Raw genomic sequence first — 26,037 nt, 5'->3', positions numbered from 1 at the left:
TCCTGCAATCGGGCGGCTTTTATCATTAATAAGCAAAAACTTTTCCATGGTATCATATAGTTGTTAATTTTTATCACTAAAGAACAGGAGAAGATATGAATATACTTTTTTGTGGGGACGAAAACGCGGAAGATGGCATCTTAATCTCTACTCTTTCTTTAATAAAAAATTCCGGTGCTAAGGAATTACACCTTTACATCTTAACCATGGATGCTCACAGCGATGAACACAAGTATCATCCATTTTCCATGCAAGCCGCAAATTACATTCGCAGCCTTTTGACCCAGGCAAATCCTAACAATACTTTGCAACTGATCGACTGCACAGAGCTTTTTAAAAAGCAGCCGCCAACTGTCAACATGAATACGCGTTTTACGCCTTATGCCATGCTCAGATTGTTTGCCGACGAATTGCCAGAAATTCCTGATCGCATTCTTTACCTTGACGATGACATCATCATCAGAAGCGACATCACCGAATTCTATCAGCAAGATATGACCGGTATCGAACTAGCTGGTGTACTTGACTATTGGGGCAAGTTTTTCTTCCACAACGTCAAGACTAAGCGTGTCTTTGATTACCTCAATTCCGGTGTATTGCTTTTGAATATGCCTAAGATCAAAGAAACTGGTCTTTTTGCCAAAGTGCGTCAGATGATGCAAACCAAGAAGATGTTCTTGCCAGATCAATCAGCTATCAACAAACTAGCCGTGGCTAAGCGCGTCTTCCCACGCTACTACAACGAACAGTACAAGCTGCAGAAGAACACCAAAATTCAGCATTTCACTACCAGCTTTCGTTTCTTGCCATACTTCCATACTCAGACCGTTAAGCCATGGGATGTAGAACGCGTACACAGCGTACTTCATTTACATGAATATGATGATATCCTCACCGAATATCTCAAAATACGCGATAATTTAAAGAAATAGTTTTTTTGGAGGAAAATTATGAAAACAATTCCAGTATTTTACACTATTAGTGACAACTACACGCCTTATGCCTATGTTTCAATTCAATCATTAATTGACCATGCAGATCCTAACAAGGACTACACCATCACCCTTTTGGTTCAAGAAATCTCTCCTGAACACAAAAAGAGCTTAGAAGACATGTCTACTGACAATATCAACGTTAACGTTTTTCACATTAGTGATGACATGGTAAACCGAATTCACAAGGGTAAGGAAAATTACTTACGTGCACAATTCTTCACCATGTCAATTTTCTATCGTCTATTTATTCCAGACCTCTTCCCACAATATGACAAGGCCGTTTACTTAGACGCTGATACGATCATTTGTGATGATATTGCCAAGCTTTATGACACCGAAGTTGGTGAGAATATGTTTGCCAGCTGTCCCGATTTATCTATCCGCTACATGCCGCTTTTACAAAAATACATCAAGGAATGCCAAGGCATTTTGCCAGCCGAAAAATACATCAACAACGGCGTAATCGTCTTTAACATGAAGGCATTCAGAGACAAGCACTTCGTAGACAAATTCTATTACTTAATGGACAAATATCACTTCGACAACGTCGATCCTGACCAAGCCTACATGAACGAAATCTGTGAAGACAAGATCTACCACTTGCCTAAGGAATGGGACGCTATGCCTAATGAAAGCATCCCTGAATTCGAAAATCCTAAGATTGTCCACTACAACTTATTCTTCAAGCCATGGCACTTCGCCGACGTCCAATACGGTCACTACTTTTGGGATGTTGCCAAAAAGACGCCATATTATGATGAATTAAAGAAACAATTAGATGATTTCACAGATGAAGATCGTCAAAGAGCACGTGCCGACCTAGAACGGATGGCTGAAAGAGTTGATACAATCGTCAAAGAGCCAAATACCTGGGCTAAAGTTAAGCAACATGAATCAGTAAAGATTGATTAAGGAAAGCAATTATGACAGTTCCAGTTTTTTATAGCATTAGTGATGATTTCACTAAATATGCTGCAGTGTCTCTTAATTCATTGGTTAAACATGCCGATCCTGCAACAGACTATACAGTGTATTTTTTGAGTCAAGACTTATCTGATCAGCATAAACAAGATTTAAGTGACCTCGGCAGTCAAAATGTGCACGTTAAATTTTCCCATATTGATGATGAATTAGTTAAACCAATTCAAAATCGCAAAGAAAACTTCTTGCGTGCTGATTTCTTTACTATGTCGATTTTTTATCGCTTATTTATTCCAGAATTATTCCCGCAATATGATAAAGCGATTTACATCGACAGCGACACTATTGTGAATGACGACATTGCCAAGCTTTATAACACCGAATTAGGCAACAACTTATTCGGTGCCTGCACTGACTCCTCTATCCAATATGTAGCCGAAATGGTGAAATACATCAAAGATGTTTTAGCACTAGATCCAAAGAAATATATCAACTCAGGAATGTTGGTCATGAACTGCAAGGCATTCCGCGATGAACATTTTATCGATCACTTCATGGATTTATTAGAAAAATACCACTTCGACTGTATCGCTCCCGATCAAGACTACTTAAATGAGATCGGCGAAGGACGAATTTTGCAACTCGATCCACGCTGGGATGCAATGCCTAATGAAAATACTGAACCACTTAAAGATCCTGGTCTTATTCATTACAATCTTTTCTTTAAACCATGGCATTTCAAGAACGTGCAATATGAAGATTACTTCTGGCAAAGTGCTAAAGAAACTAAGTTTTATAATGAATTAAAAGCAGAACTCGATAGTTACACTGACGCCGAGCGTGCAGATGATCGAGAAAAACTAAACCATATGCTTTTAAAGGAAAAGAAAACTGAACAAGATCCTAATAATTGGGCACGAGTGAAAGAACGAGAGGCTGTTACATTATGATATTTGGCGATAATCGCGAAGCTGTAATAAAAAATATTCAAAAAGCTGCTAATGAGCGAGATTTCACTGCAAAAGCAGAAATTGGTGATCCTCAGATGACACTTGCTGAGCGTTTGAAGCTGGTCAACGATTTCTGGGAAAATCGCAACTCGCTTTCAAGCAAGATTAATAATCAAATTGGACATGCTATGCTTACGGCTTTTGCTAAAGCTTTAGCTGGTTCAACTGAATTCAAGGGATTAGAAAACCTAAATAACCTCCCTATCGGTGGAGCAATCGTTACTGCTAACCACTTTAATCAAATTGATTCTTTGCCAATTAAGTTGCTCGCAAACAAGATGCATCATCAACTCTCAATTGTCATTGAAGATACTAACTTGATGCTTCCCGGCTTTTTCCGCTACTTAATGAACTACGTTGGCACTATCCCCTTGGTTCAAAGTGCAAGCTACATCGGTAATGAATTCCCTAAGCATTTAAGCAAAGCTTTAGCTCAAAATAATTGGGTATTGATTTATCCTGAACAAGAGATGTGGTGGAATTATCGTAAGCCACGCAAATTGCAGCGTGGTGCTTACTACTTTGCCGCAAAGCAAAATGTGCCCGCTATCTCGCTTTTCATTGAAATTAAAGACTTGCCTAAGACCGAAAAGAAAGATCCTAATTTCTATGAGACTAAATATATCGTTCATGTTTTGCCACCAATTTTCCCTGATGTTTCTTTAAGTGCTAACGAAAATGCCCACAAAATGATGGAACAAGATTACCAGCAAAAAGTTGCAGCTTACGAAAAAATCTACGGCAAGAAACTTAACTATGATTTCACAGACTGGGATATCGCCGGCTGGAGAGGTCATCTTTCATAAGAAAAACATAAGATAGCTTAAAATATTTTGTTCTAAAGTGACAATGTGTTACCATCATTGTAACGTATATGATGTAACTAATAACTTCCATTGGACAAACGGTGAGTATCACAATATGATAGCCGGTCAAGATGTTAGTTTTAACTTAACTAATACGTCTGATGTATTGGTCCATATTAATAAAGTCGGCTCATACATCTAAAATAAACAAAAATTTGATCAATAAAATGAATCCCCACAAAGAGCAGATTGTAAATATCTGCTCTTTTTTCTTTCCCAAGTCGAACATTATTCTTATTTAAAAAGATAATATAATACGCGTGGTGCTAGTTAAATCGTTCTAGACAATAAGCCAAATTATAAGCTAAAATTGCAATTTCTAACCGGCTTTGAAAGCCTATCAGACTACGTGCTCGATTGTTCTCGGCATTGTAATAGGTCAGAAGCGAAAAGTCGCTTTCAATTGTTCTGCGAATAGCCATCAATTGATGATCATTGTGCTTTTTAGCTCCTGTCATATTTTTACGATATGGTGTCCAAAGTTCATAACCCATTTGTTTTAGCTGTTGATGCAGTTCTTTGCCTAAATAGCCTTCGTCGCCAAGAAGATAGTAATTAGATGGATGGGTATTTTCCATCAGTTCAACTGTCTCCCTGGCATCATGAACTGATGCTTTTGTTACGACATAATCAAGAATGTAACCGTCATCGCTAACAATGGCATGAACTTTGAAACCATAAAAGTAAATTTTCTTGGTGGCCTTATAACCAATGTTGGCATAACCGCCAAAAATTTTAGCACGATAGTTGCGAATTGGTTGGCAAACAGGTACCGGAAAGCTGTCAATGATCAAGAACTGTCCATTCAGGTCAACCTTTTTATTCATTTCTTGCCGTATCTGATAAATCAACTGGAGCAGCTGACGTGAACGTCGATTAAAACGTGAGTGTGATAAACAATTGAAACATTCACAGAATCTTCTTTGTGATTCAATTCCTGTCTTAGCTTGCCAGATAAGTAAAGCCAAAATCAGACTGTCCGTAGTTTTAATTTGATCAATATTTCGCCGTTGACTAAATTCAGCCGGAGCAGATAAACGATACCAGTACCGGCAAATTTTGACTAAATCTTTAAAACCAACTTGTGTTAGGATGACTAAAACGCTTAAGCTTAAGGCAGTTCAATCAGATCAGACTCTTTTCTATTGAATACTACAACTTGAGTCTAGTCCGATTGGACTTTTTTATTAACTAAAACGATTTAACTAGCACCACGCGTAATATAATAATAGTTAGTTAGTATATTGTTATAAGTGAAGTGTTAAATTATGAATCTAAATCAACTTTATTACTTTAATGAATTGGTTAAACAACACCAATTTTCTAGTGTTGCAAAACGATTACATATTTCTCAGCCTAGCTTATCTAATTCAATTAAAACCTTAGAAAAAGAATTAAATTGTAACTTGATTGAGCGTCGCAATGGGCGAGTCGAATTAACTAAATATGGTCAAATTTTTCTAGAATCTGCAGATTCTATCATTTTAACTTTAGAAAACGCCAAACATAACATCAATCACACTAAGCAAATTGAAAATAATACTATAGAAATAGGCTGTATCCCTACTGCGAGAGAAAATTTCCTACCTCACATTACTTCAGTATTTGAAAAAGAAAATTCCAGCACTTTTCATTATATTTACCATAATGGCATTTCTAATCAAATTTGCCTGGAAGTACAAAATGGGAACTTTGACCTGGGCATTTGCTCAAAGATTGATACTTATTCAGATCTTAATTTTATCCCGTTATACGTTGAAAATACTTTTTTTACTGCTTCAAAACTAGCCTCCAAATTAGATCTGCCACAAAGTACAAGAACAATTTATCTAGTCTATAGTACTAAACATGAATTATCTCAGCCTGCTCAAAAATTAATTGATTTTATCACAAATTAAAATATCAGCCGCAATGACTGATATTTTTTATTAACAGTAGAATTTGCATCACTAAAATCCTAGACGAAATAGTTTTCTAGCTAATGCGTTATAATAATTTTATTATCGAAGGAAAGAAGGGATTTTAATGAACGACCCCGAAGCTTTGTTGCACTATCTTGATGTATTGCTCAAAGAGAGCAACTTTACTAAAGCTGCTCGCGAATTATATATTTCTCAACCTTATTTAACCCAATTAATAAAAAGAATTGAGAAAAAACTCGGTACAAAAATCATCAACCGTGACCGTGTGCCTTTTTCCCTAACAGAAGCAGGAATGATTTATTACAAATATTTGGAAAACATTTCCTATAATGATCAACAATTAGAGCGCGACCTTGCTCCGTACACTGAACCTAATAAAGAAATCATCAAGTTAGGAGTCTTAGAAAGCTTAGGTTCTTTTTTGTTGCCTAGATTACTGCCTTCATTTTTACAGAATAATCCTAACGTAGAAATTCAACTGTTTGAACATTCACCCCAGAAAAATGAAACTAACTTGCTTAATGGCGACATAGATTGTTACATTGGTCAGACACCTGAGACTATTTCTCATGATTTGAACTATCTGGTTAAAAACGGAGAACAATATTATGTGGTAATTCCTCAGAATTCGCATTATTTTCGCTCTGACAAGTTTATTTTAGAGGCAGATGACTTAAGACCTGACGGAAGTTTTACAAGCTCCTATGGTCTTAACTGCCTCAGAATCGGCTATTCGACATCAAGTTAATGGATTATTTCAGAAATTCCATATTAAACCTAATATTGTTCTTGAAAGTAAAAGTATTATTACCGCCACCGATTTAGCCTTAAGGGGTGTGGGCCTCACCATTTCTTCTGCCAGCATACTCACACGTATGCGTCAAACCCCAGTTAATCTATTAAAAATTGACGAAAATCTAATTTATATTAATTTCTTTATTGCAACCAAAAAAGATATTGATATTTCTCCTTCCTTGCAAAAATTAATCGAAGGATTTAAAAAACTTGATCTAAGTTAAAAAGCATCTGTAAATCACAGATGCTTTTTTGGCTAATTGTTTTTAACTTTGATCTTAAAAATAATAGTTCCTATAATTAAACCTACAATCATGGGAACTACCCAAGATAAGCCTTGACCGGCTAATGGAAGAGCGTTTATTAAATGTGCAACGGCCAATCCGAATGAGCTTTGACTAATCACTGCTGGCATGCTCACAATCATATCAAGAGTTGCAGAAGTTAAGCATTTGAATACTTTGGCTGTAAATTTAAACTCGCTTTTAAAATGATGCCTTTCTTGAGAGTAAGCTGATGTTTTTAATACTAATCCCGAAAAACGAAAAAAACTGCAATCTGATATTCAGCTGCAGTACTTTCATCTTTTTATGCAACAAAAAAAGAAGGAAGCCAAGCTTCCTTCTCTTCCCTTGCTCCGGCTGTCAGACTCGAACTGACGACATCTTGATTAACAGTCAAGCGCTCTACCAACTGAGCTAAGCCGGAATATTAAAAAAGAGCACGGCAGCTTCCTTTCCTCGCAGGCAGTTGCCCACCAACTACTTTCGGCGTTAAGAAGCTTAACTTCTGTGTTCGGCATGGGAACAGGTGTATCCTTCTTGCTTTCGCCACCGTACTCTTTTGAGCTACTACGCTCAAAACTAAACATAATCTTTCGCAAAAAACCTTCTTCTGATTGCTTGGCCTTTGGTCAAGTCCTCGACTGATTAGTACTGGTCCGCTCCATTCTTCACAGAACTTCCACTCCCAGCCTATCTACCTCATCGTCTTTGAGGTGTCTTACTGCTTGCGCAAAGGAAATCTCATCTTGAGGGGGGCTTCGCACTTAGATGCTTTCAGCGCTTATCCCTTCCGCACATAGCTACCCAGCGATGCTCCTGGCGGAACAACTGGTACACCAGCGGTGCGTCCATCCCGGTCCTCTCGTACTAAGGACAGCTCCTCTCAAATTTCCTACGCCCACGACGGATAGGGACCGAACTGTCTCACGACGTTCTGAACCCAGCTCGCGTGCCGCTTTAATGGGCGAACAGCCCAACCCTTGGGACCGACTACAGCCCCAGGATGCGACGAGCCGACATCGAGGTGCCAAACCTCCCCGTCGATGTGAACTCTTGGGGGAGATAAGCCTGTTATCCCCAGGGTAGCTTTTATCCGTTGAGTGATGGCCCTTCCATGCGGTACCACCAGATCACTAAGTCCTAGTTTCCTACCTGCTCGAGCTGTTTCTCTCGCAGTCAAGCTCCCTTATACCTTTACACTCTGCGAATGATTTCCAACCATTCTGAGGGAACCTTTGAGCGCCTCCGTTACACTTTAGGAGGCGACCGCCCCAGTCAAACTGCCCACCTGACACTGTCCCTGGCCTGGCTTACAGGTCGAGGTTAGAGCATCCTTCAAACAAGGGTAGTATCCCAACATTGCCTCCAGCAAAACTAGCGTCCTGCTTTCCTTGGCTCCTACCTATCCTGTACATGTTTAAAAGATACTCAATATCAAGCTACAGTGAAGCTCCATGGGGTCTTTCCGTCCTGTCGCGGGTAACCCGCATCTTCACGGGTATTATAATTTCACCGAGTCTCTCGTTGAGACAGTGCCCAAATCATTACACCTTTCGTGCAGGTCGGAACTTACCCGACAAGGAATTTCGCTACCTTAGGACCGTTATAGTTACGGCCGCCGTTTACTGGGGCTTCAATTCAAACCTTCGCTTGCGCTAAGCTCTCCTCTTAACCTTCCAGCACCGGGCAGGTGTCAGCCTCTATACGTCATCTTACGATTTTGCAGAGACCTGTGTTTTTGATAAACAGTTGTTTGGGCCTATTCACTGCGGCTAACCATTCTCATGGCCAGCACCCCTTCTTCCGAAGTTACGGGGTCATTTTGCCGAGTTCCTTAACGAGAGTTCTCTCGCTCACCTTAGTGTTCTCCACTCGACTACCTGTGTCGGTTTGCGGTACGGGTATGTTCTCTCTGGCTAGAAGCTTTTCTTGGCAGTGTGACTACCACACCTTCGCTACTTTTATTTCGCTCCTCATCACGACTCGTGTTGCTGGTTAGAAGCATTTGACTCTTAACCGCACTTGTCGCTTGAACATCGTTCCATCGCGATGCGTGCTTCACCTCCTGCGTCCCTCCTTCGCTCTTAACGATTGAACACAGTACAGGAATCTCTACCTGTTATCCATCGACTACGCCTTTCGGCCTTGCCTTAGGTCCCGACTTACCCTGGGCGGACGAGCCTGCCCCAGGAAACCTTAGTCTTTCGGCGGATAGGATTCTCACCTATCTTTCGCTACTCATACCGGCATTCTCACTTCTAAGCGCTCCAATTATCCTCTCGGTTAACCTTCGCCGCACTTAGAACGCTCTCCTACCACGTACTTACGTACATCCACAGTTTCGGTACTATGCTTAGCCCCGGTAAATTTTCGGCGCAGCGTCACTCGACTAGTGAGCTATTACGCACTCTTTGAATGATGGCTGCTTCTGAGCCAACGTCCTAGTTGTCTGCGCAACTCCACATCCTTTTCCACTTAGCATAGATTTTGGGACCTTAACTGGTGATCTGGGCTGTTTCCCTTTCGACTACGGATCTTATCACTCGCAGTCTGACTCCCGTGTATGGATATCTGGAATTCGCAGTTTATCTGGATTCAGTAACCCCTGACGGGCCCCTAGTCCAAACAGAGCTCTACCTCCATTATCCTCTCCACGAGGCTAGCCCTAAAGCTATTTCGGAGAGAACCAGCTATCTCCAAGTTCGTTTGGAATTTCACCGCTACCCACAACTCATCCCCGCAATTTTTAACTTACGTGGGTTCGGCCCTCCAGCGCGTTTTACCACGCCTTCAGCCTGGTCATGGGTAGGTCACTTGGTTTCGGGTCTACGTCACCTAACTTCTCGCCCTATTCAGACTCGCTTTCGCTCCGGCTCCGTCTTTTCTGACTTAACCTCGCTAGATAACGTAACTCGCCGGTTCATTCTACAAAAGGCACGCCATTGCACTTTAATGTGCTTTGACTACTTGTAGACACACGGTTTCAGGTTCTATTTCACTCCCCTTCCGGGGTTCTTTTCACCTTTCCCTCACGGTACTGGTTCACTATCGGTCACTAATTAGTATTTAGCCTTGCGAGATGGTCCTCGCGGTTTCAACCGGGATTTCTCGTGTCCCGGCCTACTCAGGATTCTGCTAGGCGCGCTTGCAATTTCGCTTACGGGGCTCTCACCCTCTCTGGCTTACCTTCCCAGATAATTCTGCTATCGCTCACGCTGCCACGTCGCAGTCCTACAACCCCAAATGATAAATCACTTGGTTTGGGCTCTTTCCTCTTCGCTCGCCGCTACTAAGGAAATCGATTTTTCTTTCTCTTCCTGCAGCTACTTAGATGTTTCAGTTCACTGCGTATTCCTTTGATTGACTATCTATTCATCAACCAATAATGCATCGCTGCATTGGGTTCCCCCATTCGGACATCTCCGGATCACTGCGTACTTACCGCTCCCCGAAGCTTTTCGTAGTTCGTCACGTCCTTCATCGGCTTTTAGTGCCTAGGCATTCACCGTGCGCCCTTTTCTACTTGACCTTACTCAAGAATTCTCTTCTCGGTCGCCTTACAATCTGTTCTCTTTGATTTTCTCGGTTTTTTACTTGGATTATATTCAGTTTTCAATGTACTAGCTCTTTGACCCTTTCGGATCAATGGAGGCTAACGGGTTCGAACCGATGACCTCCTGCGTGCAAAGCAGGTGCTCTCCCAACTGAGCTAAGCCCCCAAGTCTTTTATTTCAGCCAGACATAACTTTATCGCTTTTTAGCCGTTATGTCAATGGGCCTAAATGGACTTGAACCATCGACCTCACGCTTATCAGGCGTGCGCTCTAAACCAGCTGAGCTATAGGCCCGACTAACGCTTGGTGTTTTTATTTAAATCTTTGAGGTACTACCCTCAAAACTAAACAAAGTTTCTCAGTGTGCTTCCGCTTGCTTTTGTGACTTCTCTTAGTATCTCTACTCTCCATCACTTCAGCTTCCTTAGAAAGGAGGTGATCCAGCCGCAGGTTCTCCTACGGCTACCTTGTTACGACTTCACCCCAGTCATCTGCCCTGCCTTAGACGGCTCCTTCCCGAAGGTTAGGCCACCGGCTTTGGGCATTGCAGACTTCCATGGTGTGACGGGCGGTGTGTACAAGGCCCGGGAACGTATTCACCGCGGCGTTCTGATCCGCGATTACTAGCGATTCCAGCTTCGTGCAGTCGAGTTGCAGACTGCAGTCCGAACTGAGAACAGCTTTCAGAGATTCGCTTGCCTTCGCAGGCTCGCTTCTCGTTGTACTGCCCATTGTAGCACGTGTGTAGCCCAGGTCATAAGGGGCATGATGACTTGACGTCATCCCCACCTTCCTCCGGTTTGTCACCGGCAGTCTCATTAGAGTGCCCAACTTAATGCTGGCAACTAATAATAAGGGTTGCGCTCGTTGCGGGACTTAACCCAACATCTCACGACACGAGCTGACGACAGCCATGCACCACCTGTCTTAGCGTCCCCGAAGGGAACTCCTAATCTCTTAGGATGGCACTAGATGTCAAGACCTGGTAAGGTTCTTCGCGTTGCTTCGAATTAAACCACATGCTCCACCGCTTGTGCGGGCCCCCGTCAATTCCTTTGAGTTTCAACCTTGCGGTCGTACTCCCCAGGCGGAGTGCTTAATGCGTTAGCTGCAGCACTGAGAGGCGGAAACCTCCCAACACTTAGCACTCATCGTTTACGGCATGGACTACCAGGGTATCTAATCCTGTTCGCTACCCATGCTTTCGAGCCTCAGCGTCAGTTGCAGACCAGAGAGCCGCCTTCGCCACTGGTGTTCTTCCATATATCTACGCATTCCACCGCTACACATGGAGTTCCACTCTCCTCTTCTGCACTCAAGAAAAACAGTTTCCGATGCAATTCCTCGGTTAAGCCGAGGGCTTTCACATCAGACTTATTCTTCCGCCTGCGCTCGCTTTACGCCCAATAAATCCGGACAACGCTTGCCACCTACGTATTACCGCGGCTGCTGGCACGTAGTTAGCCGTGACTTTCTGGTTGATTACCGTCAAATAAAGGCCAGTTACTACCTCTATCCTTCTTCACCAACAACAGAGCTTTACGATCCGAAAACCTTCTTCACTCACGCGGCGTTGCTCCATCAGACTTGCGTCCATTGTGGAAGATTCCCTACTGCTGCCTCCCGTAGGAGTTTGGGCCGTGTCTCAGTCCCAATGTGGCCGTTCAGTCTCTCAACTCGGCTATGCATCATTGCCTTGGTAAGCCGTTACCTTACCAACTAGCTAATGCACCGCGGGGCCATCCCATAGCGACAGCTTACGCCGCCTTTTATAAGCTGATCATGCGATCTGCTTTATTATCCGGTATTAGCACCTGTTTCCAAGTGGTATCCTAGACTATGGGGCAGGTTCCCCACGTGTTACTCACCCATCCGCCGCTCGCGTCCCCAGCGTCATTACCGAAGTAAATCTGCTGGTTCTGCTCGCTCGACTTGCATGTATTAGGCACGCCGCCAGCGTTCGTCCTGAGCCAGGATCAAACTCTCATTTTGAAATTTAAGTTTGAATGATTGCTCATTCGATTATTTAAGATCTTTGTCTCAAATTTATTGCTTGCGAATTGACTTCGCTTCTTGTTTGGGTTTTTACACCCGCACACTTTTAGCGAAACTTTGTTCAGTTTTCAAAGTACTACCTCCGTCTGGCTGAACCAAACGGCTTTTATATTTTATCAAATTCATAATTCTTTGTCAAGAACTTTTTGAATTTGTTTTTTTGCCGCTCAAGCTCTCGCCTGACGACATTTAAATATATTACTCGTTTTGCTCTAACTTTGCAAGTCTTTTTTCAAAAACTTTTTTAAAGCTTGCGAGCTCTTCGTCATCTCTCAAGACGACTTTATTAATTTACCCTACTTTCCCTCTTTTGGCAAGCTATTGTTTCAATTTTTCTAAATTAAAATTCCATCGCAATGATCTAATTCATGTTGAATAGTTTCTGCAATGAATTCCGAAAAGTCTTGCGTCACTTCTTTAAAATCAAAATTCTGATAAGTTACCGTTATTTCCTTATAACGAACGGTTTGACGCTGACCGCTTAAAGATAAGCATCCCTCTTCAGTCATATACTTACCGCTCTTTCTAACAATCTTCGGATTAATCATCATAAAAGGCAAACTTCCTATATAGAAAGCAATAATTCTCTTGGATTGTCCAATCATATTCGCAGCTAACCCCGCTGCTTTGCTTCTGTTTGCTAAAAGCGTATCACACAAATCTAGCGCTGTATTTAAATCTTCTTTATTTGCCAATGTTGATTTTTGACTTAAAAATACTTGATCATAAATGATCTTTTTTACTGCCATAACTTTTTCCTTCCAAGTTTATTCAATATAGAATCTTAACAAATTATCGCGCAGTTAACCAAAACAAAATCAATATAATAGAATTAAAATACTTTCTTAATTATTTTGAACTTGTATAGGGCAAAGATCGCGCTAAAATGTTAACTAGACACTTTTAAGGGAGGCCTTCAAAATTTTTAAACAATTACTCACCGGAATAGCAGCAATTACTTTATTTTCTGCTGCGACACCTTCAATTATTTCTTCAAGCACAAGCACAAATACAGTACATGCGAGCACATATTCCAGAAGTGCTATGCGCAGCTACGTAAGAAACGTTTTGGCCCAAAACAACAGTCAAGGTAGCACAGTCATTATAAAAAACGGCAAGCCTCAGCAAATCAGTTATGGTTGGGCTTGGTATGGCAAAAGAATCGGCAATGGTAACGACAGCGTAGTTTATCCAACAGCTTCTTTACAAAAAGTTGTTACTGCTGCCATGGTTGTTCAATTAATGAATGAAAAATGGCACACCAGTGAACGTTTTAGCCAAAACACTAAAATCTCACGTTGGTACCCTGAACTGAAAAATGCCAATAATATTACATTAGGTCAATTAATGACCCACACTTCTGGAATTAACGCCGTAAATACAGAAGCCGATCGTGGAATCAATTATTCAGAAGATGATGCAGTCAAATGGGCAATTGATAATGCCAATGCTATTGATCCTGGCACTCCCGGTACTTATTTTTACAATAATACGAATTACATTCTCTTAGCAGGTATTATCAAAAAAATCAGTGGTCAATCTTATGAAACCAACTTCAACAACCGAATTGTTAATAAGTTAGGCTTAGCAAATACCTATCTTTACCAAAATATTCCTAGCTGGAAAACTGATCCCATCTCATATACATGGAATATCAAAAATTATCAAGATCCCGAATATATAACTAAAACTCAAGCTTCTCAGCTTGTAGGTGCAGCCAATATGTTCACCACGCCAATGGATTATTACAAAATTCAAGTCGGTCTATCTAATGGTGCGATTTTAAATAAATCTGACTTCCATTACCTCACTCACTTAAAGAGCAGAGCCAATAACTACTCCGGCGGTATTTATCTTGATAACAACGACACCATAAAATCTGCATACGGCAATCTTGGTGGCACTCATTTTGGTATTTGGTTCCAAATGACGACTGATAATCGCAACGGTTTAATTATGTTCTTAAATCAAACTGCTGGCGACGAAAATGCTCAAAAACAAGTCGGATATCAAATTTTAAATCATATTAAGCCATATACATTTATCGCAGGATAAAACAAAAAGACTTTTCCGAAATTGGAAAGGTCTTTTTTATTATTCAAATAAAAGCTCTGACATGCTCGTCTTCAATGGCTCCTTCAGCAATAAATTCATCCCCACAGCTGGCTTCTTTTTAGGTCCTAATAATTCTTCTTTCACCGAATTAGGCTGAATTTGTGCTTCACCTAAATAGAAAAATTGCTTGCCATCTGCATCGCTTCTTTTAACAAAAACATGGATATGCATATCAGACGTCTTCAATAAACGCTGCACTTCTTCTGAATCTAAATGTCGCGGCATTCTAGTATACCAACGTAAGCTGCGACCATTTTCTAAAGTATTGTGATATAACGCATTGCGCTTTTCTTGATCATCTTTTCGATAAGTAATAAAAATCGGCGTATCATGGTCGCCTACTCGATAGCCATACATCGGTGCAGAAACATCCCTAGGCCAATTCAGCAATCTGCAAGCATCTTTTCGATCATATTGCTTATATAAAGTAAATTGCTTCTGCTGATCATAATCAGTACATAATAATAAACCTGTTTCAATTGCATCTTTAAATAAACCAGCAAACCATTTATTTTGAGTTAAAGCATTTTGTAAGTCTTTATTTAATTCATAGTCAAACAAGTTGCTATGAACTACTACAGGTTGATCACCGTATTGCGCCTTCTTGGTGGTCTTGCCTTGTTTAACATCAAAGAAATCAAGAGATAATATATCATCCACTGAATTTAAAGCTGCTTCATTTACATAGATTTTCTTTTTCCGCAATTCTAAGACAAAGTCTTCCTGATTGACCTGTTTTTGCTTTAGCAGCATTTGTAACAAAACTAGTTCATGGGCGCGCTTGCCGTTCAAAAGCTCCTTAGTTAAAAAACTCAAAACTGCATTTTCATAATTACTAATTTTTACCGCTTCACCCATTTTTATTAGAAATGAAGCGTAATTATCAAGGCCGCGATTATTAGCAAAAACCATTGGCGAAACTGAACCGTATTGAGCAAAATCATGCAATAAGGGAATACGCCCTAATTTATTCTTCAAGCTTTGATAACTGTGCCGCAATTCCCGCATATTATCTAGCTTTATTTGATCTAGCGAAGCTAAAATCTTTTCTGATGCAACTTTATTAAAGTTAATTGTTGATACATCAATAAAGTGAGGTAGGCGAGCTTCTCTTTTAGCTTGATCTTTATCGCGACTCGTATCGTGATTAAGAGCAATCGGAATCATGTAATTATTTTTATAATTGCCAATAAAATCCAAGACTGTCACAAATTCTTTGCCAGGATATTTTCTTAATCCTCGACCCAATTGCTGGATAAAAACGATACTCGATTCAGTATTACGCAACATAATAATCTGATTCAAAGCGGGAATATCGATTCCTTCGTTAAATAAATCTACTGCCACAATATATTCAATTTCACCAGCTACTAGTCTTTGGACAACTTTATTACGCACTTTTTCACTATCTTCATTTGTCAATGCAACAGCAGGATGGCCTTTTTCTGAGAAAAGCCGAGCTAATTCATGTGCTTCCTCTCTTCTGCTGCAAAAAACGAGGCCCTTCGCTTGATCACCGCAATAGCCATAATAATCGATTTCTTTTAGCACATAATTTACGCGCTCTTCCGAAACCAAATAGCGTAAATCTGTTGTCTCATCAATCGCTTGCCCATTAGTTTCATAATCTTGCACACCGACATAATGAAATGGCGTCAGCATCTTATCTTGTAGCGCATCCCGCAGCCGAATGTCATATGCCAAATTATAATCAAAAATCTGATAAACATTTTGTTCATCAGTTCTTTCAGGCGTAGCCGTCATCCCTAATAAAAATTGCGGCTTGAAATATTGAAGAATCTTTTGATAGCTTGGTGCAGCCGCTCTGTGTGCCTCATCGATCAAAATATAATCAAATTCATTTAGATCAAAGCTTTTTAGCATATTCGGCTGAGATAAAGTCTGAATCGTCGCAAATAAATATTTTTTATTTTTATCATGCTTATTGCCGCTGAGTAGACCATATTCCTGCTTTTTCCCGCCAATTACACGTTGAAAACTTGCAAGCGACTTTTTAGCAATTTGCTCGCGGTGCACAACATATAAAAATCTTTTAGGATTAAACTCTTTAACCGCAAATGCGCCTAAATACGTTTTTCCCGTACCTGTTGCTGAAACGACAAGGCCTCTTTTCTCACCATTATCTACTAGACTACGCAAGTTTCTGAGAGCTGCTTGTTGCATTTTATTAGGCACGATTTTACTCTCATTTTTAGTAAAATGCGGCACCGGTGCAGGCCGCCAATTCTTTTTATAATCAGCTAGCCATTGATCACTAAGATCAAAACTATTATCTTTCAATACAGAAATTTTCTGCATTAATTGTTTAGTTAAATCGGCTTGCTCTCGTGAACTGACCTTTAGCGCCCATTCATAATTGCTAAGCATAGCTGAACGGGTAAAATTAGCACTACCAATTACAAGAGTTTGATAATCTTCATGTTCAAATAGATAGCCCTTAACATGGAATCCAGCTTCAGCTGCAATTTTCACTTTTAAATTAGGAATTTTAGCTAACTCTTCAAATACGCGCGGATTATTGAAGTTTAAATAATTGCTAGTAATTATTGTTCCACCAACGCCTTTAGCTGCCAAATCAGCTAAAGCAACTTTTAACGGCACCAGCATATCCTGCGTAATAAAAGCTACCGCCCAGGTAAAACTTTGACAGCGATATAATTCATTTCGCAAAGTTAGCCATATTTTCTCATCTTGTTCATTAGCTAACAGCTTAGGACCTAAAAAATTATTTCCTAAAATCTTTTCATCGTAAAAACCATTTAAGATTGCATCCCGCATTACATTGGACATTTTTTCACCTCATTTGGTCTAATTCTACTAAAAAAGCATCCGTCTTTTAAAACGAATGCTTTTAATTTATTCTTTTGGCCATTTTTCATGCCAATGATAAAGAATCAGCGGCAAAATCGATACGATTGCGCACATGCCGATCAAAGTCTCAACATAGATTCCACGCAATCCTGCTGCAGTGCCTTGAGCAGGCACAAAAGTAACGAAGAATGCTACAACCGTGATCACCAAAGCCAAAATTGCAATTGCAATACTTAAGTTAGGATTTTTAGTCATGTAATACATGCGGTGGTAGTCTTCATGCTTTTTCTTCAAAACCATGTATGCAATTAACATGATCATATATACCATTAGATATTGTGCTGTCGTTGCGGCTAATGAAACATTAAACGCAAAGTCAGCATCAGCGCCACTAGTAAAAGTGATTAACAAAGCTGAAACAGTAACAATTGATGACTGTAAAATCATGATTCTAATTGGAACGCCATGCTTAGTTGTTTTAGCGAAAAACTTAGGCATGTAGCCTTCTTTAGCAGCTTCATACATCCCTTGGTTAGGCCCGGCAATCCAGTTGCCAAGTTCGCCAATAATACCGCAGGCTAACATTACGCCAACAATTTTTTGCAATAAGTCTCCTGGCAATCCAATAGAAGTTAACAGTTTGCCATATGTATAAACGAAACCTGTACTATTTTGAATTTCGCCTTTAGGAACAGTCATTCCAATTGCCATACTTCCCAAAAGGTCAAAACAAATTGCAGTTGCTGCCAAAGCCAGCATTACTTTTGAATAAGATTTTGGATGATCTAGATTCTTAACGTGTGGTGCGGAAGCTTCTCCCCCACAAAAGGCCAGCATAAATGGTACAAAAGCAACTAACGTAGTGCCATTCAAATGGTGCGGAATAATCGTATGCCAATTAATCACCATATGGACTGGATGACCTTGAGCCAAGTATACAAAGAATGAAATAATCAACAGAATTACGGTAAGTGCAATTCCCAAAATGAATAGCCATTCCGCAATTCGACCGATTTTTCTAATACCGATAACTTGAATGGCGGTTGCGCCCCATAAAATAATCATCATTAATATAAAACGCACAATTGGCGTGGTATTAAACCAAGGTGTACCAAATGTGATCGATAATGCACCGATAATTACGTACATCATCATGTCCATCCCCACAGTAATGTGAATCCATTGGTAAAACATCGCGGTCCAACCTACTTTGTCTCCCAAGGATCCTTTCACCCAGGTAAAGATACCACCTTTTCCCAGCCATCAATTGAGGCCATTTCACCAGCCATTTGAGTAATTGGAATAAACCAGGCAGTACCAGCAATTAATAAATAAAATAATGCCGTAGGACCGGTTTTCCCAAATGGGGCTAGTTCATTTACGGAAATAACCATCGAACTAGTCATTGCGAACAGCTTAAAAGCTGTTAGACGATTGTACTTTAGGTCTTGCTCTAAAGCCCAATCTTCCTTTTTGTTATTCAAAAAATTTCAACCCCTATTTTAATTTAAAACTCATTATACTAGTGTTTTTGGTAATTTAAAGATTTATTTCTAGTAAAATTGGGCAATGATCTGCACGTTTGCCAGTATCGATCATTTCTGAGCGAACTACTTTATCGGCAATTCGGTTGCTTACTAACCAATAATCAATTCTCCAGCCTGAGTTGTTGGCTTTAGCGGTTCTAACTCTTTGAGCCCACCAAGAATAAACGCCTTCAACGTTGCCATTGACTTTTCTAAAGGTGTCAGTAAAGCCAGCATCAAGTAAATTAGTAAAATCTGCTCTTTCTTCATCAGTAAAGCCGGCAGAATGATGATTATTTTCGGGATGCTTTAAGTCGATTTCAGTATGAGCACAGTTATAGTCCCCACTTGCTAAAACTGGCTTTTTTTCATTTAACTTTTTCAAATATTCAATATATTTTTGATCCCAAACTTGACGATCAGCTAAACGTTTCAAACCGTTGCCTGAATTTGGCGTATAAACTTGAGTGACAAAATATTTATCAAATTCTAAAGTGATAATCCGTCCCTCTTCATCCATTGGTCCAGGCGCACCAATTGCTGGTTTAGAAACTGCTGGCGTTAATTCCTTCTTATACAAGTACATTGTGCCTGCATAACCCTTTCTAGCAGGTTCTTCGGATGAACGCCACACATAGTCGTATTCAGGAAACTTTTCAGCTAATATGGTTTGATGCTTTTTAGTTGGTCCAGTTGCACGCAACTTAGTCTCTTGAATCGCAATAATGTCTGGATTTAGAGCATGAATTTTATCTAAAACTCCACGCGTTTCTTCTGCTCTAGCTGAAGTTCCAGTTAATGCCGCATTCAATGAATCGATATTCCATGAAATTAAAATCATTATTTTTCCCCTTTTAAAATATTTCAAGACTAATTATAGCCAAAAAAAGAAAAAGGATTAGCTTAGATGACTTTTCTAAACTAATCCTTTTAAGGGAGTTGTGTTGAATGAGAATAACGAGATTTTTTTACATTAGCCTACTCATCACTAATGTTGCGAAAATGATTTATCAAGATTAACAAAACGTTCAACGCTAGAGACATTGCAGGGGGAGCCTGATTCCTCACTTTTGCAAAAAGGAAATGGACTTTCATTAATCTTTTTTCAGCAACTGCATAGGGGGACAGTTAACCAAAATACCCAATGTATGAATCAATATGTGTCCAATAGGATGTATTAATAAATTCTTTAGAAATTGCTCAAAATTTGATCTACGCTATTGCCATATTCTTCACCAAACAAATCTAAATGCATGCAAAGATAGTAGAAGCGGTACCAGTTAAGCCGCCGTTCTAAGCCCGGTTTTATGGGATATGCTCGATTGTAGGCTGCATAAAATTCATCATTGAAGCCGCTAAAAACCGTCGTCATTGCTAAATCAAATTCACGATCTGCATACACGGCGTCTGGATCAATTAGATAGGGCTTTTCTTTTGCAAACATCACGTTGCCCCACCACAAGTCACCGTGACACAAGCTAGGCTGAACTTCATTTTTTGCGTAATAATCTTTAAAAGCAGCCACCATTTTTTGAAAATGTTTTTCACGATAATCATTCCAGCGACCCACTTTTTTGGCATATTCAACTTCAGGCATCAAGCGTTGATTAACATAAAAATCTACCCAACTAGAATTCCAATGATTGTCTTTTTTTAAAATTCGAGTTCGATAAGTATCGCCAAAACCAAACTGTTCATGATGATACTGATGCATTTTTGCGACCATTTTTCCTAGATCAGCTTGGCTGCCGCTAGTCCTGTCTAGCCAGTTTAAAAGTAAATATGCATCCCCTTCAATCTGACCACTAGCTAAAACTTGCAAAGTATTTACCCCAGCTTTAGCCATTTCATTTAGTCCTCTTTTTTCATGATCAAAAAATAAACTTGGCTTACCTGGCTGCACTTTCATGAAATAAGTTTTAGCAGCAGTTTTAATTCTAAATGTTTCATTCATGTCGCCGCCGTGCACTGCTTCACACGAAACAATTTTTTCTATTGGCAATTGACTAAGCCACTTTTTATTTATATTCATAATTATTTACCTCTTCTTTCATTATAGATTTTTCTCAAAAAAATTAGATCTTTTGTGTTTTGTTGAGAAAAGTGAAGCGTATAATGAGGAATGGTCATACTAATAAATTTTACGGAGGTTGAATTTATGACAAAGATTTTTGCTTACGCTATTCGAAAAGACGAAGAACCATTCTTGAATGAATGGAAGGAAGCTCACAAGGATATCGATGTTGATTACACTGATAAGCTTTTGACTCCTGAAACTGCAAAGCTTGCTAAGGGTGCAGATGGTGTTGTTGTTTACCAACAATTAGACTACACTGCAGATACTCTTCAAGCTTTAGCAGACGCTGGCGTAACTAAGATGTCATTACGTAACGTTGGTGTCGACAACATTGACATGGACAAGGCTAAAGAACTTGGCTTTGAAATTACTAATGTTCCAGTTTACTCACCAGACGCTATTGCTGAACATGCTGCTATTCAAGCTGCACGTGTATTACGTCAAGACAAGCGCATGGACGAAAAGATGGCTAAACATGATTTACGTTGGGCACCAACTATCGGCCGTGAAGTTCGTGACCAAGTTGTCGGTGTTGTTGGTACTGGTCACATTGGTCAAGTATTTATGAGAATTATGGAAGGTTTCGGCGCAAAGGTTATTGCTTACGATATCTTCAAGAACCCAGAACTTGAAAAGAAGGGTTACTACGTTGACTCACTTGACGACTTGTACAAGCAAGCTGATGTAATTTCACTTCACGTACCAGATGTTCCAGCTAACGTTCACATGATCAACGACAAGTCAATCGCTGAAATGAAAGACGGCGTTGTAATTGTAAACTGCTCACGTGGTCCACTTGTTGACACTGATGCTGTAATTCGTGGTTTGGACTCAGGCAAGATCTTCGGCTTCGTTATGGATACTTACGAAGACGAAGTTGGTGTATTTAACAAGGATTGGGAAGGTAAAGAATTCCCAGACAAGCGTTTGGCAGACTTAATTGATCGTCCAAACGTATTGGTAACTCCACACACCGCCTTCTACACTACTCACGCTGTACGTAACATGGTTGTTAAGGCATTCAACAACAACTTGAAGTTAATCAACGGTGAAAAACCAGATTCCCCAGTTGCTTTGGACAAGAACAAGTTTTAATTAGATAACTAAAGCCAAAAAAGCTTGAGCGTTTGCTCAAGCTTTTTTTCTATGTTCTTTAATGAGTTTGTCGATATTTTCTTACTCGAATATATGAACTGATCATCACAAACAAAAAGATAATATCTAACGGAACAGGCATAATCAAAATGAATAATGCACCTAATCCACCAGTCAAATACATGTAGAGATTAATACCAGCAATAACTAAAAATTGGATTAAGATATCCCAGTAGCCTATTTTTTCTATATACCATAGTTTGTAATTTTGATAAGCAGGTAAAAAAGATATGGCAAGCGTGATTATTATGACAACTATGCCAATTACTATGCTGATATTCATGAAATTGCTCCTTTTATCTCTTCAACTTATCCTCATTTTACAAGAAAAAAATAGTGAATCAATATCTCACTAGATATCGATTCACTATTTATATTTTCTGCTAACAAGAATCCCCTGCATATTATCTGTTTGATTACAGAAATCTAATGCAGTCTTCTCTTCTTTACTGCATCCCAATAGTAATTTGATCTCTGAGTCTTTTTTCATAATATCAACTGTGATTATCACCGCAGTTAATTTTTTAACAGCATTGCTACCAATAAATACATCAATCGCTTCATCATCAGAACTGGTTGTTCGATTTAAATAGCCATAATCCAAAGGATAAACAGTTTCATGAAAGCGTGGATGCCTACTTCATTTAGGTCGATCAATTACTATTTTTGAATCATTAATCAAATGATCTAGTAATTGCCAAAAACGTACATTATCTTCTAACATTCAATCTCCAAATACTTAGCCAAAACTTTTAGCACACCATTATCATCATTCGACGGTGCTTCATATTTCGCTACCGCTTTGGTCTTCTCATTGGCATTCTTCATCGCATAGCTATAGCCACATGCTTCCAGCATCCCGATATCGTTTTCGCCATCGCCAAACGCAATCAAATCTTTTTGAGCGATACCGTAATGCTTAAGCATATCTGCAACGCCCTTAGCCTTGTTAATGCCCTTGTGCACCAAGTCAATCGTCATATTGCCGCTGCTAGTACCGCGAATATAATCACCGTATTTTTCATTAAAGCGATTCTGAATCACAGTAGCTAGTTCATCATCATCAGTCAAACAAACCTTTAAAATAGCGTCGCTGGGATCAATATCTGTAAATTGATCAATCTCCGTTACCTTACGATAATAAATGCGAATGTCATCTTTGTCTGCTTGATCCATGCTCTTCAAAATATAGCAGTGGTGTTGCGCACTAACCATAATGATGGCTTCAGGATATTCTGTTTGAATGAATTTTAATAATTTCTGCGCAATATCATAGTCAATTGCCGTTCTCTTGAATACTTTGCCATCTACCTCTAAGATCGCACCATTTTCGGAGACATAATCGATCCCAGTAGTAAATTCTTCAAAATATTCATGTGAACGAATTAATTGGTTACCTGTTGCCGAAATAAATGGAATGTTGTTTGCTTGTAATTTTTTTAGGATTTTGCCAAATAATTCGTGATCAAAAGTCTTTTTTTCTGTTAAAAATGTTCCGTCCATATCAACCGCTACGACTTTAAAAGGAATTGTAGTCATTAATATCAACCTTTCTATCATAGCTTTATCTTACTATGTGAGCGGTCATCTTTCATTATTTACAGAGCAAAATGAAATTTCTTTCACAGGTAATCATATATTTCAGTTTGCGCAAGAATTTTTCTCTAACTCAATGGATAAGTATAAGGATAATGCGCGGTCTGCGGCACCTGATCCCAGGTTACTGTATGTCCTGCTCCATCGGAACAAAAGACAGAGTTTGGCGTATTTTCTAAATCAGATACAGGATCATAATCTTTCGCCGCAATTACTTCATCCGTATTATGACATGGCAAATATCCTTTGACTACACATTCAAATATTCCTTGACCATGAGTGTAGTTACGCACCTCAGTGGCATAATCTCGCATTTCGCTGACTGGTGCAGAGCCGTTAATAATCGTTCGATTTCCATTATTTTCTGGTGTGTCAAACTTGCCATGCATCCGCTGAATATCATTTAAAGCGCGACCAACTTGGTCTTGCTCAACTTCTAAATGAAAATCATACCAAGGCTCAAGCAGCTGCAGCTGATCTCTTACTTTTAATTCCATCAATCCCTGACGAATAGCGCGATACGTCGCCTCTCTAAAGTCGCCACCGACTGAGTGCACTAGGCTGCCCTTTCCACCAATCAATGTGATTTTCATATCTGTAATTGGTGAACCAGTTAAAACACCTAAATGTTCTTTTGATTTTAATGCGGTCATGATTTGATGTTGCCAGTTTTTAGTTAAAACTTCCAAATCACACTTATTTTCAAAAACAATACCACTGTTTGCTGGACCCGGTTCAAGTAATAAGTGTACTTCCGCGTAATGACGCAATGGTTCAAAGTGTCCGACAGCTTCAATCGGTTTAGTAATTGTTTCTTTATATAAAATATTGCCTTGTTCAAAGCGGATTGCTAAATTAAATCGCTCCTGCAAAAGCTGCTGCAAAATCTCTAACTGAATTTCTCCCATTACTTGGACGTGAATCTCTTGTAAATGTTCTGACCAAGTTACATGCAGTTGCGGATTTTCATCTTCTAGAACTTTCAACGCCTTTAAACATTCATGGATGTCATGCTCACCAGGATTTACCCGATAGGTCAAAACCGGCTTAAAGAACGCATGCGTATCTTGGATACCTATTCCCTCACCAGGGTAAGTATTTTTCAGACCAGTAGCTGCTACAACATCCCTGGCCTTTGCTTCAGGCACCACAGTGAATTTGGCGCCGTTATAGCTACGCAGTTGATTGATTTTTTCATCATTAAGCATAGTTTTGGCTTTTAAACTGCCACCTAAAATCCGCAGCCATGATAGACGCTCACCTTTTTGATCATGGGAAATCTTAAAGCATCTTGCCTTGAAATCTGAAGCAAATGTCTTTTCTTTCGTCCATTTATCTAAACCAGCTAAAAATTCAGGAATGCCAGTAAGTTTTAATGCTGAACCAAAGAATACGGGGAATACTTGTCTTTGTAAAATCAATCCCTGAATATCTGCCGCTTCAATTGCCTGTCCATCTAAATATTTTTCCAGCACGTCATCATCAACTGCAGCAATATTTTCATAAAAATTATCATCGATCTTGCTAAAATCAATGCATCCCTATTAACAATTATTTGGTCAATTATCCTAAAGAAAAAGAAGTACAACGATTAGTACTTCTTCTCAAAATCATTTTGCATTAACTTAACAAATTCAGGATAAGTTTCCACTTCAAATTTTGGATGCAAATTTAATGTGTTTTTACGATGACGGTGGTTGTACCAGATGCTGTCAAAGCCATATCTCTCAGCGCCCAAAATATCTGACTGCAATCCATCGCCAAAAAAGACAGTATCATCAGGCCCAATCTCAGTGCGACTAAAGAAATAGTCAAAGGCATGAACATTCGGCTTGGAATAATGGGCTTCTTCTGAAGTAACGATTAAATCAAAATATTTCTTCACGCCCGCTAATTCTAAGCGATGATTTTGCATAAACTTTTCGCCATTGCTTAAAACAGTTAATTTATAGCCCTGTTTTTTAGCAAACTTAAGAGTATCTTCTACCCCTGGAAGCAATTGATGTGCTTCACCAAAGTAAGAGCGATACTCGTCCATTGTCTTTTGACCATCAATTTCTAGTCCGAAATGATCCTTGATAAAATCGTGAAAGGTCATCTCACTTAATTCTTCATAAGTTATTTCACCTTGCTCAAGCTTGCGCCATAATCCTTGATTATAAGCATGATATTGACGTTGAAGCTCTGGCGTTAATTGCCAATGATGAATATTGAAAAGGCTGTGTAAGGCAAAATCTTCGGTAGCGGCGAAGTCGATGATCGTATCATCCACATCGAAAATAATTTGTTGATAGCGCAATGAAGTCATTCCTTTCTATTTTTACAACTGGGTAT

At 39.6% G+C, this 26,037-nt stretch carries 16 protein-coding genes, 3 tRNA genes, 3 rRNA genes and 4 pseudogenes; 8 read left to right on the top strand and 18 right to left on the bottom strand.

Annotated elements, in window-relative coordinates; translation table 11 throughout:
- The first annotated feature begins 95 nt into the window (after positions 1-95).
- From AADV52_RS08900 to AADV52_RS08885, 4 genes are read left to right on the top strand one after another with little or no spacing between them, the layout of a single operon-like run.
- Positions 96-932: a glycosyltransferase gene (locus AADV52_RS08900; protein ID WP_014918051.1), complete on the top strand. Its 837-nt coding sequence runs from the start codon at positions 96-98 to the stop codon at positions 930-932.
- An 18-nt stretch (positions 933-950) separates the two neighbouring features.
- Positions 951-1,907 (top strand): glycosyltransferase family 8 protein, encoded by a 957-nt coding sequence (locus AADV52_RS08895; RefSeq protein ID WP_014918050.1) that lies wholly within the window; start codon positions 951-953, stop codon positions 1,905-1,907.
- 11 nt (positions 1,908-1,918) lie between these two features.
- Positions 1,919-2,866: a glycosyltransferase family 8 protein gene (locus AADV52_RS08890; RefSeq protein WP_014918049.1), complete on the top strand. Its 948-nt coding sequence runs from the start codon at positions 1,919-1,921 to the stop codon at positions 2,864-2,866.
- Positions 2,863-3,732, top strand: a complete 870-nt coding sequence (locus AADV52_RS08885; RefSeq protein WP_014918048.1) for a lysophospholipid acyltransferase family protein — start codon at positions 2,863-2,865, stop codon at positions 3,730-3,732. The genes AADV52_RS08890 and AADV52_RS08885 overlap by 4 nt, the downstream gene beginning before the upstream one ends.
- Positions 3,733-4,058: 326 nt before the next feature.
- On the opposite strand, the pseudogene AADV52_RS08880 reads toward AADV52_RS08885, so the two are convergent.
- Positions 4,059-4,917, bottom strand: a pseudogene (locus AADV52_RS08880) (IS982 family transposase).
- Between the two features lie 143 nt (positions 4,918-5,060).
- On the opposite strand from AADV52_RS08880, the gene AADV52_RS08875 reads away from it, so the two are divergent.
- Together AADV52_RS08875 and AADV52_RS08870 are read left to right on the top strand one after the other, a co-directional pair.
- Entirely contained in the window at positions 5,061-5,690 is a 630-nt protein-coding gene (locus tag AADV52_RS08875; protein WP_014918046.1) for a LysR family transcriptional regulator, read from the top strand.
- Between the two features lie 127 nt (positions 5,691-5,817).
- Positions 5,818-6,733, top strand: a pseudogene (locus AADV52_RS08870) (LysR family transcriptional regulator).
- Positions 6,734-6,765: 32 nt separating this feature from the next.
- On the opposite strand, the gene AADV52_RS08865 reads toward AADV52_RS08870, so the two are convergent.
- The 8 genes from AADV52_RS08865 to AADV52_RS08830 form a co-directional block, all read right to left on the bottom strand.
- Entirely contained in the window at positions 6,766-7,074 is a 309-nt protein-coding gene (locus AADV52_RS08865; protein ID WP_138427588.1) for a branched-chain amino acid transport system II carrier protein, read from the bottom strand.
- Between the two features lie 70 nt (positions 7,075-7,144).
- Positions 7,145-7,217 (bottom strand) — tRNA-Asn (locus tag AADV52_RS08860).
- Between the two features lie 13 nt (positions 7,218-7,230).
- Positions 7,231-7,347, bottom strand: a 5S ribosomal RNA gene (rrf, locus tag AADV52_RS08855).
- A gap of 71 nt (positions 7,348-7,418) precedes the next feature.
- Positions 7,419-10,322 (bottom strand): 23S ribosomal RNA (locus AADV52_RS08850).
- 117 nt (positions 10,323-10,439) lie between these two features.
- Positions 10,440-10,512, bottom strand: a tRNA-Ala gene (locus AADV52_RS08845).
- Between the two features lie 54 nt (positions 10,513-10,566).
- Positions 10,567-10,641 (bottom strand) — tRNA-Ile (locus AADV52_RS08840).
- Between the two features lie 134 nt (positions 10,642-10,775).
- Positions 10,776-12,339: ribosomal RNA gene (locus AADV52_RS08835) — 16S ribosomal RNA — on the bottom strand.
- Together the 16S, 23S and 5S rRNA genes with 3 tRNA genes alongside form the textbook arrangement of a ribosomal RNA operon.
- Positions 12,340-12,737: 398 nt before the next feature.
- Positions 12,738-13,151: a peptide deformylase gene (locus AADV52_RS08830; protein ID WP_014918043.1), complete on the bottom strand. Its 414-nt coding sequence runs from the start codon at positions 13,149-13,151 to the stop codon at positions 12,738-12,740.
- Between the two features lie 295 nt (positions 13,152-13,446).
- Here AADV52_RS08830 and AADV52_RS08825 point away from each other — a divergent pair, with 295 nt between their 5' ends.
- Positions 13,447-14,457 (top strand): serine hydrolase domain-containing protein, encoded by a 1,011-nt coding sequence (locus AADV52_RS08825; RefSeq protein ID WP_014918042.1) that lies wholly within the window; start codon positions 13,447-13,449, stop codon positions 14,455-14,457.
- A 39-nt stretch (positions 14,458-14,496) separates the two neighbouring features.
- Here the strand turns inward: AADV52_RS08825 and AADV52_RS08820 are convergent, their stop codons facing one another.
- The 4 genes and pseudogenes from AADV52_RS08820 to AADV52_RS08805 form a co-directional block, all read right to left on the bottom strand.
- Positions 14,497-17,328 (bottom strand): DUF3427 domain-containing protein, encoded by a 2,832-nt coding sequence (locus AADV52_RS08820; protein ID WP_014918041.1) that lies wholly within the window; start codon positions 17,326-17,328, stop codon positions 14,497-14,499.
- A 66-nt stretch (positions 17,329-17,394) separates the two neighbouring features.
- Positions 17,395-18,833, bottom strand: a pseudogene (locus AADV52_RS08815) (amino acid permease).
- A gap of 55 nt (positions 18,834-18,888) precedes the next feature.
- Entirely contained in the window at positions 18,889-19,716 is an 828-nt protein-coding gene (locus AADV52_RS08810) for an exodeoxyribonuclease III (RefSeq protein ID WP_014918040.1), read from the bottom strand.
- 348 nt (positions 19,717-20,064) lie between these two features.
- A complete protein-coding gene (locus AADV52_RS08805) occupies positions 20,065-20,907 on the bottom strand; it encodes a fructosamine kinase family protein (protein ID WP_014918039.1) in 843 nt (280 codons plus the stop codon).
- 126 nt (positions 20,908-21,033) lie between these two features.
- Between AADV52_RS08805 and AADV52_RS08800 the strand changes: the two genes are divergently transcribed.
- Positions 21,034-22,047 (top strand): D-2-hydroxyacid dehydrogenase, encoded by a 1,014-nt coding sequence (locus AADV52_RS08800; RefSeq protein WP_014918038.1) that lies wholly within the window; start codon positions 21,034-21,036, stop codon positions 22,045-22,047.
- A 58-nt stretch (positions 22,048-22,105) separates the two neighbouring features.
- On the opposite strand, the gene AADV52_RS08795 is transcribed toward AADV52_RS08800, so the two are convergent.
- The 5 genes and pseudogenes from AADV52_RS08795 to AADV52_RS08775 form a co-directional block, all read right to left on the bottom strand.
- Entirely contained in the window at positions 22,106-22,390 is a 285-nt protein-coding gene (locus AADV52_RS08795) for a hypothetical protein (RefSeq protein WP_014918037.1), read from the bottom strand.
- 84 nt (positions 22,391-22,474) lie between these two features.
- Complete coding sequence (locus AADV52_RS08790) at positions 22,475-22,711, bottom strand: hypothetical protein (protein WP_014918036.1); 237 nt, start codon at positions 22,709-22,711, stop codon at positions 22,475-22,477.
- 113 nt (positions 22,712-22,824) lie between these two features.
- On the bottom strand, positions 22,825-23,646 hold the full coding sequence (locus tag AADV52_RS08785) for a Cof-type HAD-IIB family hydrolase (RefSeq protein ID WP_014918035.1): 822 nt from the start codon (positions 23,644-23,646) through the stop codon (positions 22,825-22,827).
- A gap of 125 nt (positions 23,647-23,771) precedes the next feature.
- A pseudogene (locus AADV52_RS08780) lies at positions 23,772-25,241 on the bottom strand (elongation factor G); the annotation flags it as partial.
- Between the two features lie 53 nt (positions 25,242-25,294).
- The gene (locus tag AADV52_RS08775; RefSeq protein WP_014918033.1) at positions 25,295-26,002 is read right to left on the bottom strand and encodes a YjjG family noncanonical pyrimidine nucleotidase; all 708 of its coding nucleotides are present in this window, start codon (positions 26,000-26,002) and stop codon (positions 25,295-25,297) included.
- Positions 26,003-26,037 lie beyond the last annotated feature (35 nt).

Origin of the sequence: Lactobacillus helveticus (genome assembly GCF_046109915.1) — a bacterium.
Lineage (GTDB): Bacteria > Bacillota > Bacilli > Lactobacillales > Lactobacillaceae > Lactobacillus > Lactobacillus helveticus.
The sequence above is the reverse complement of the archived record's forward strand: the minus strand, read 5'-3'. Positions and strand labels throughout refer to the sequence as shown.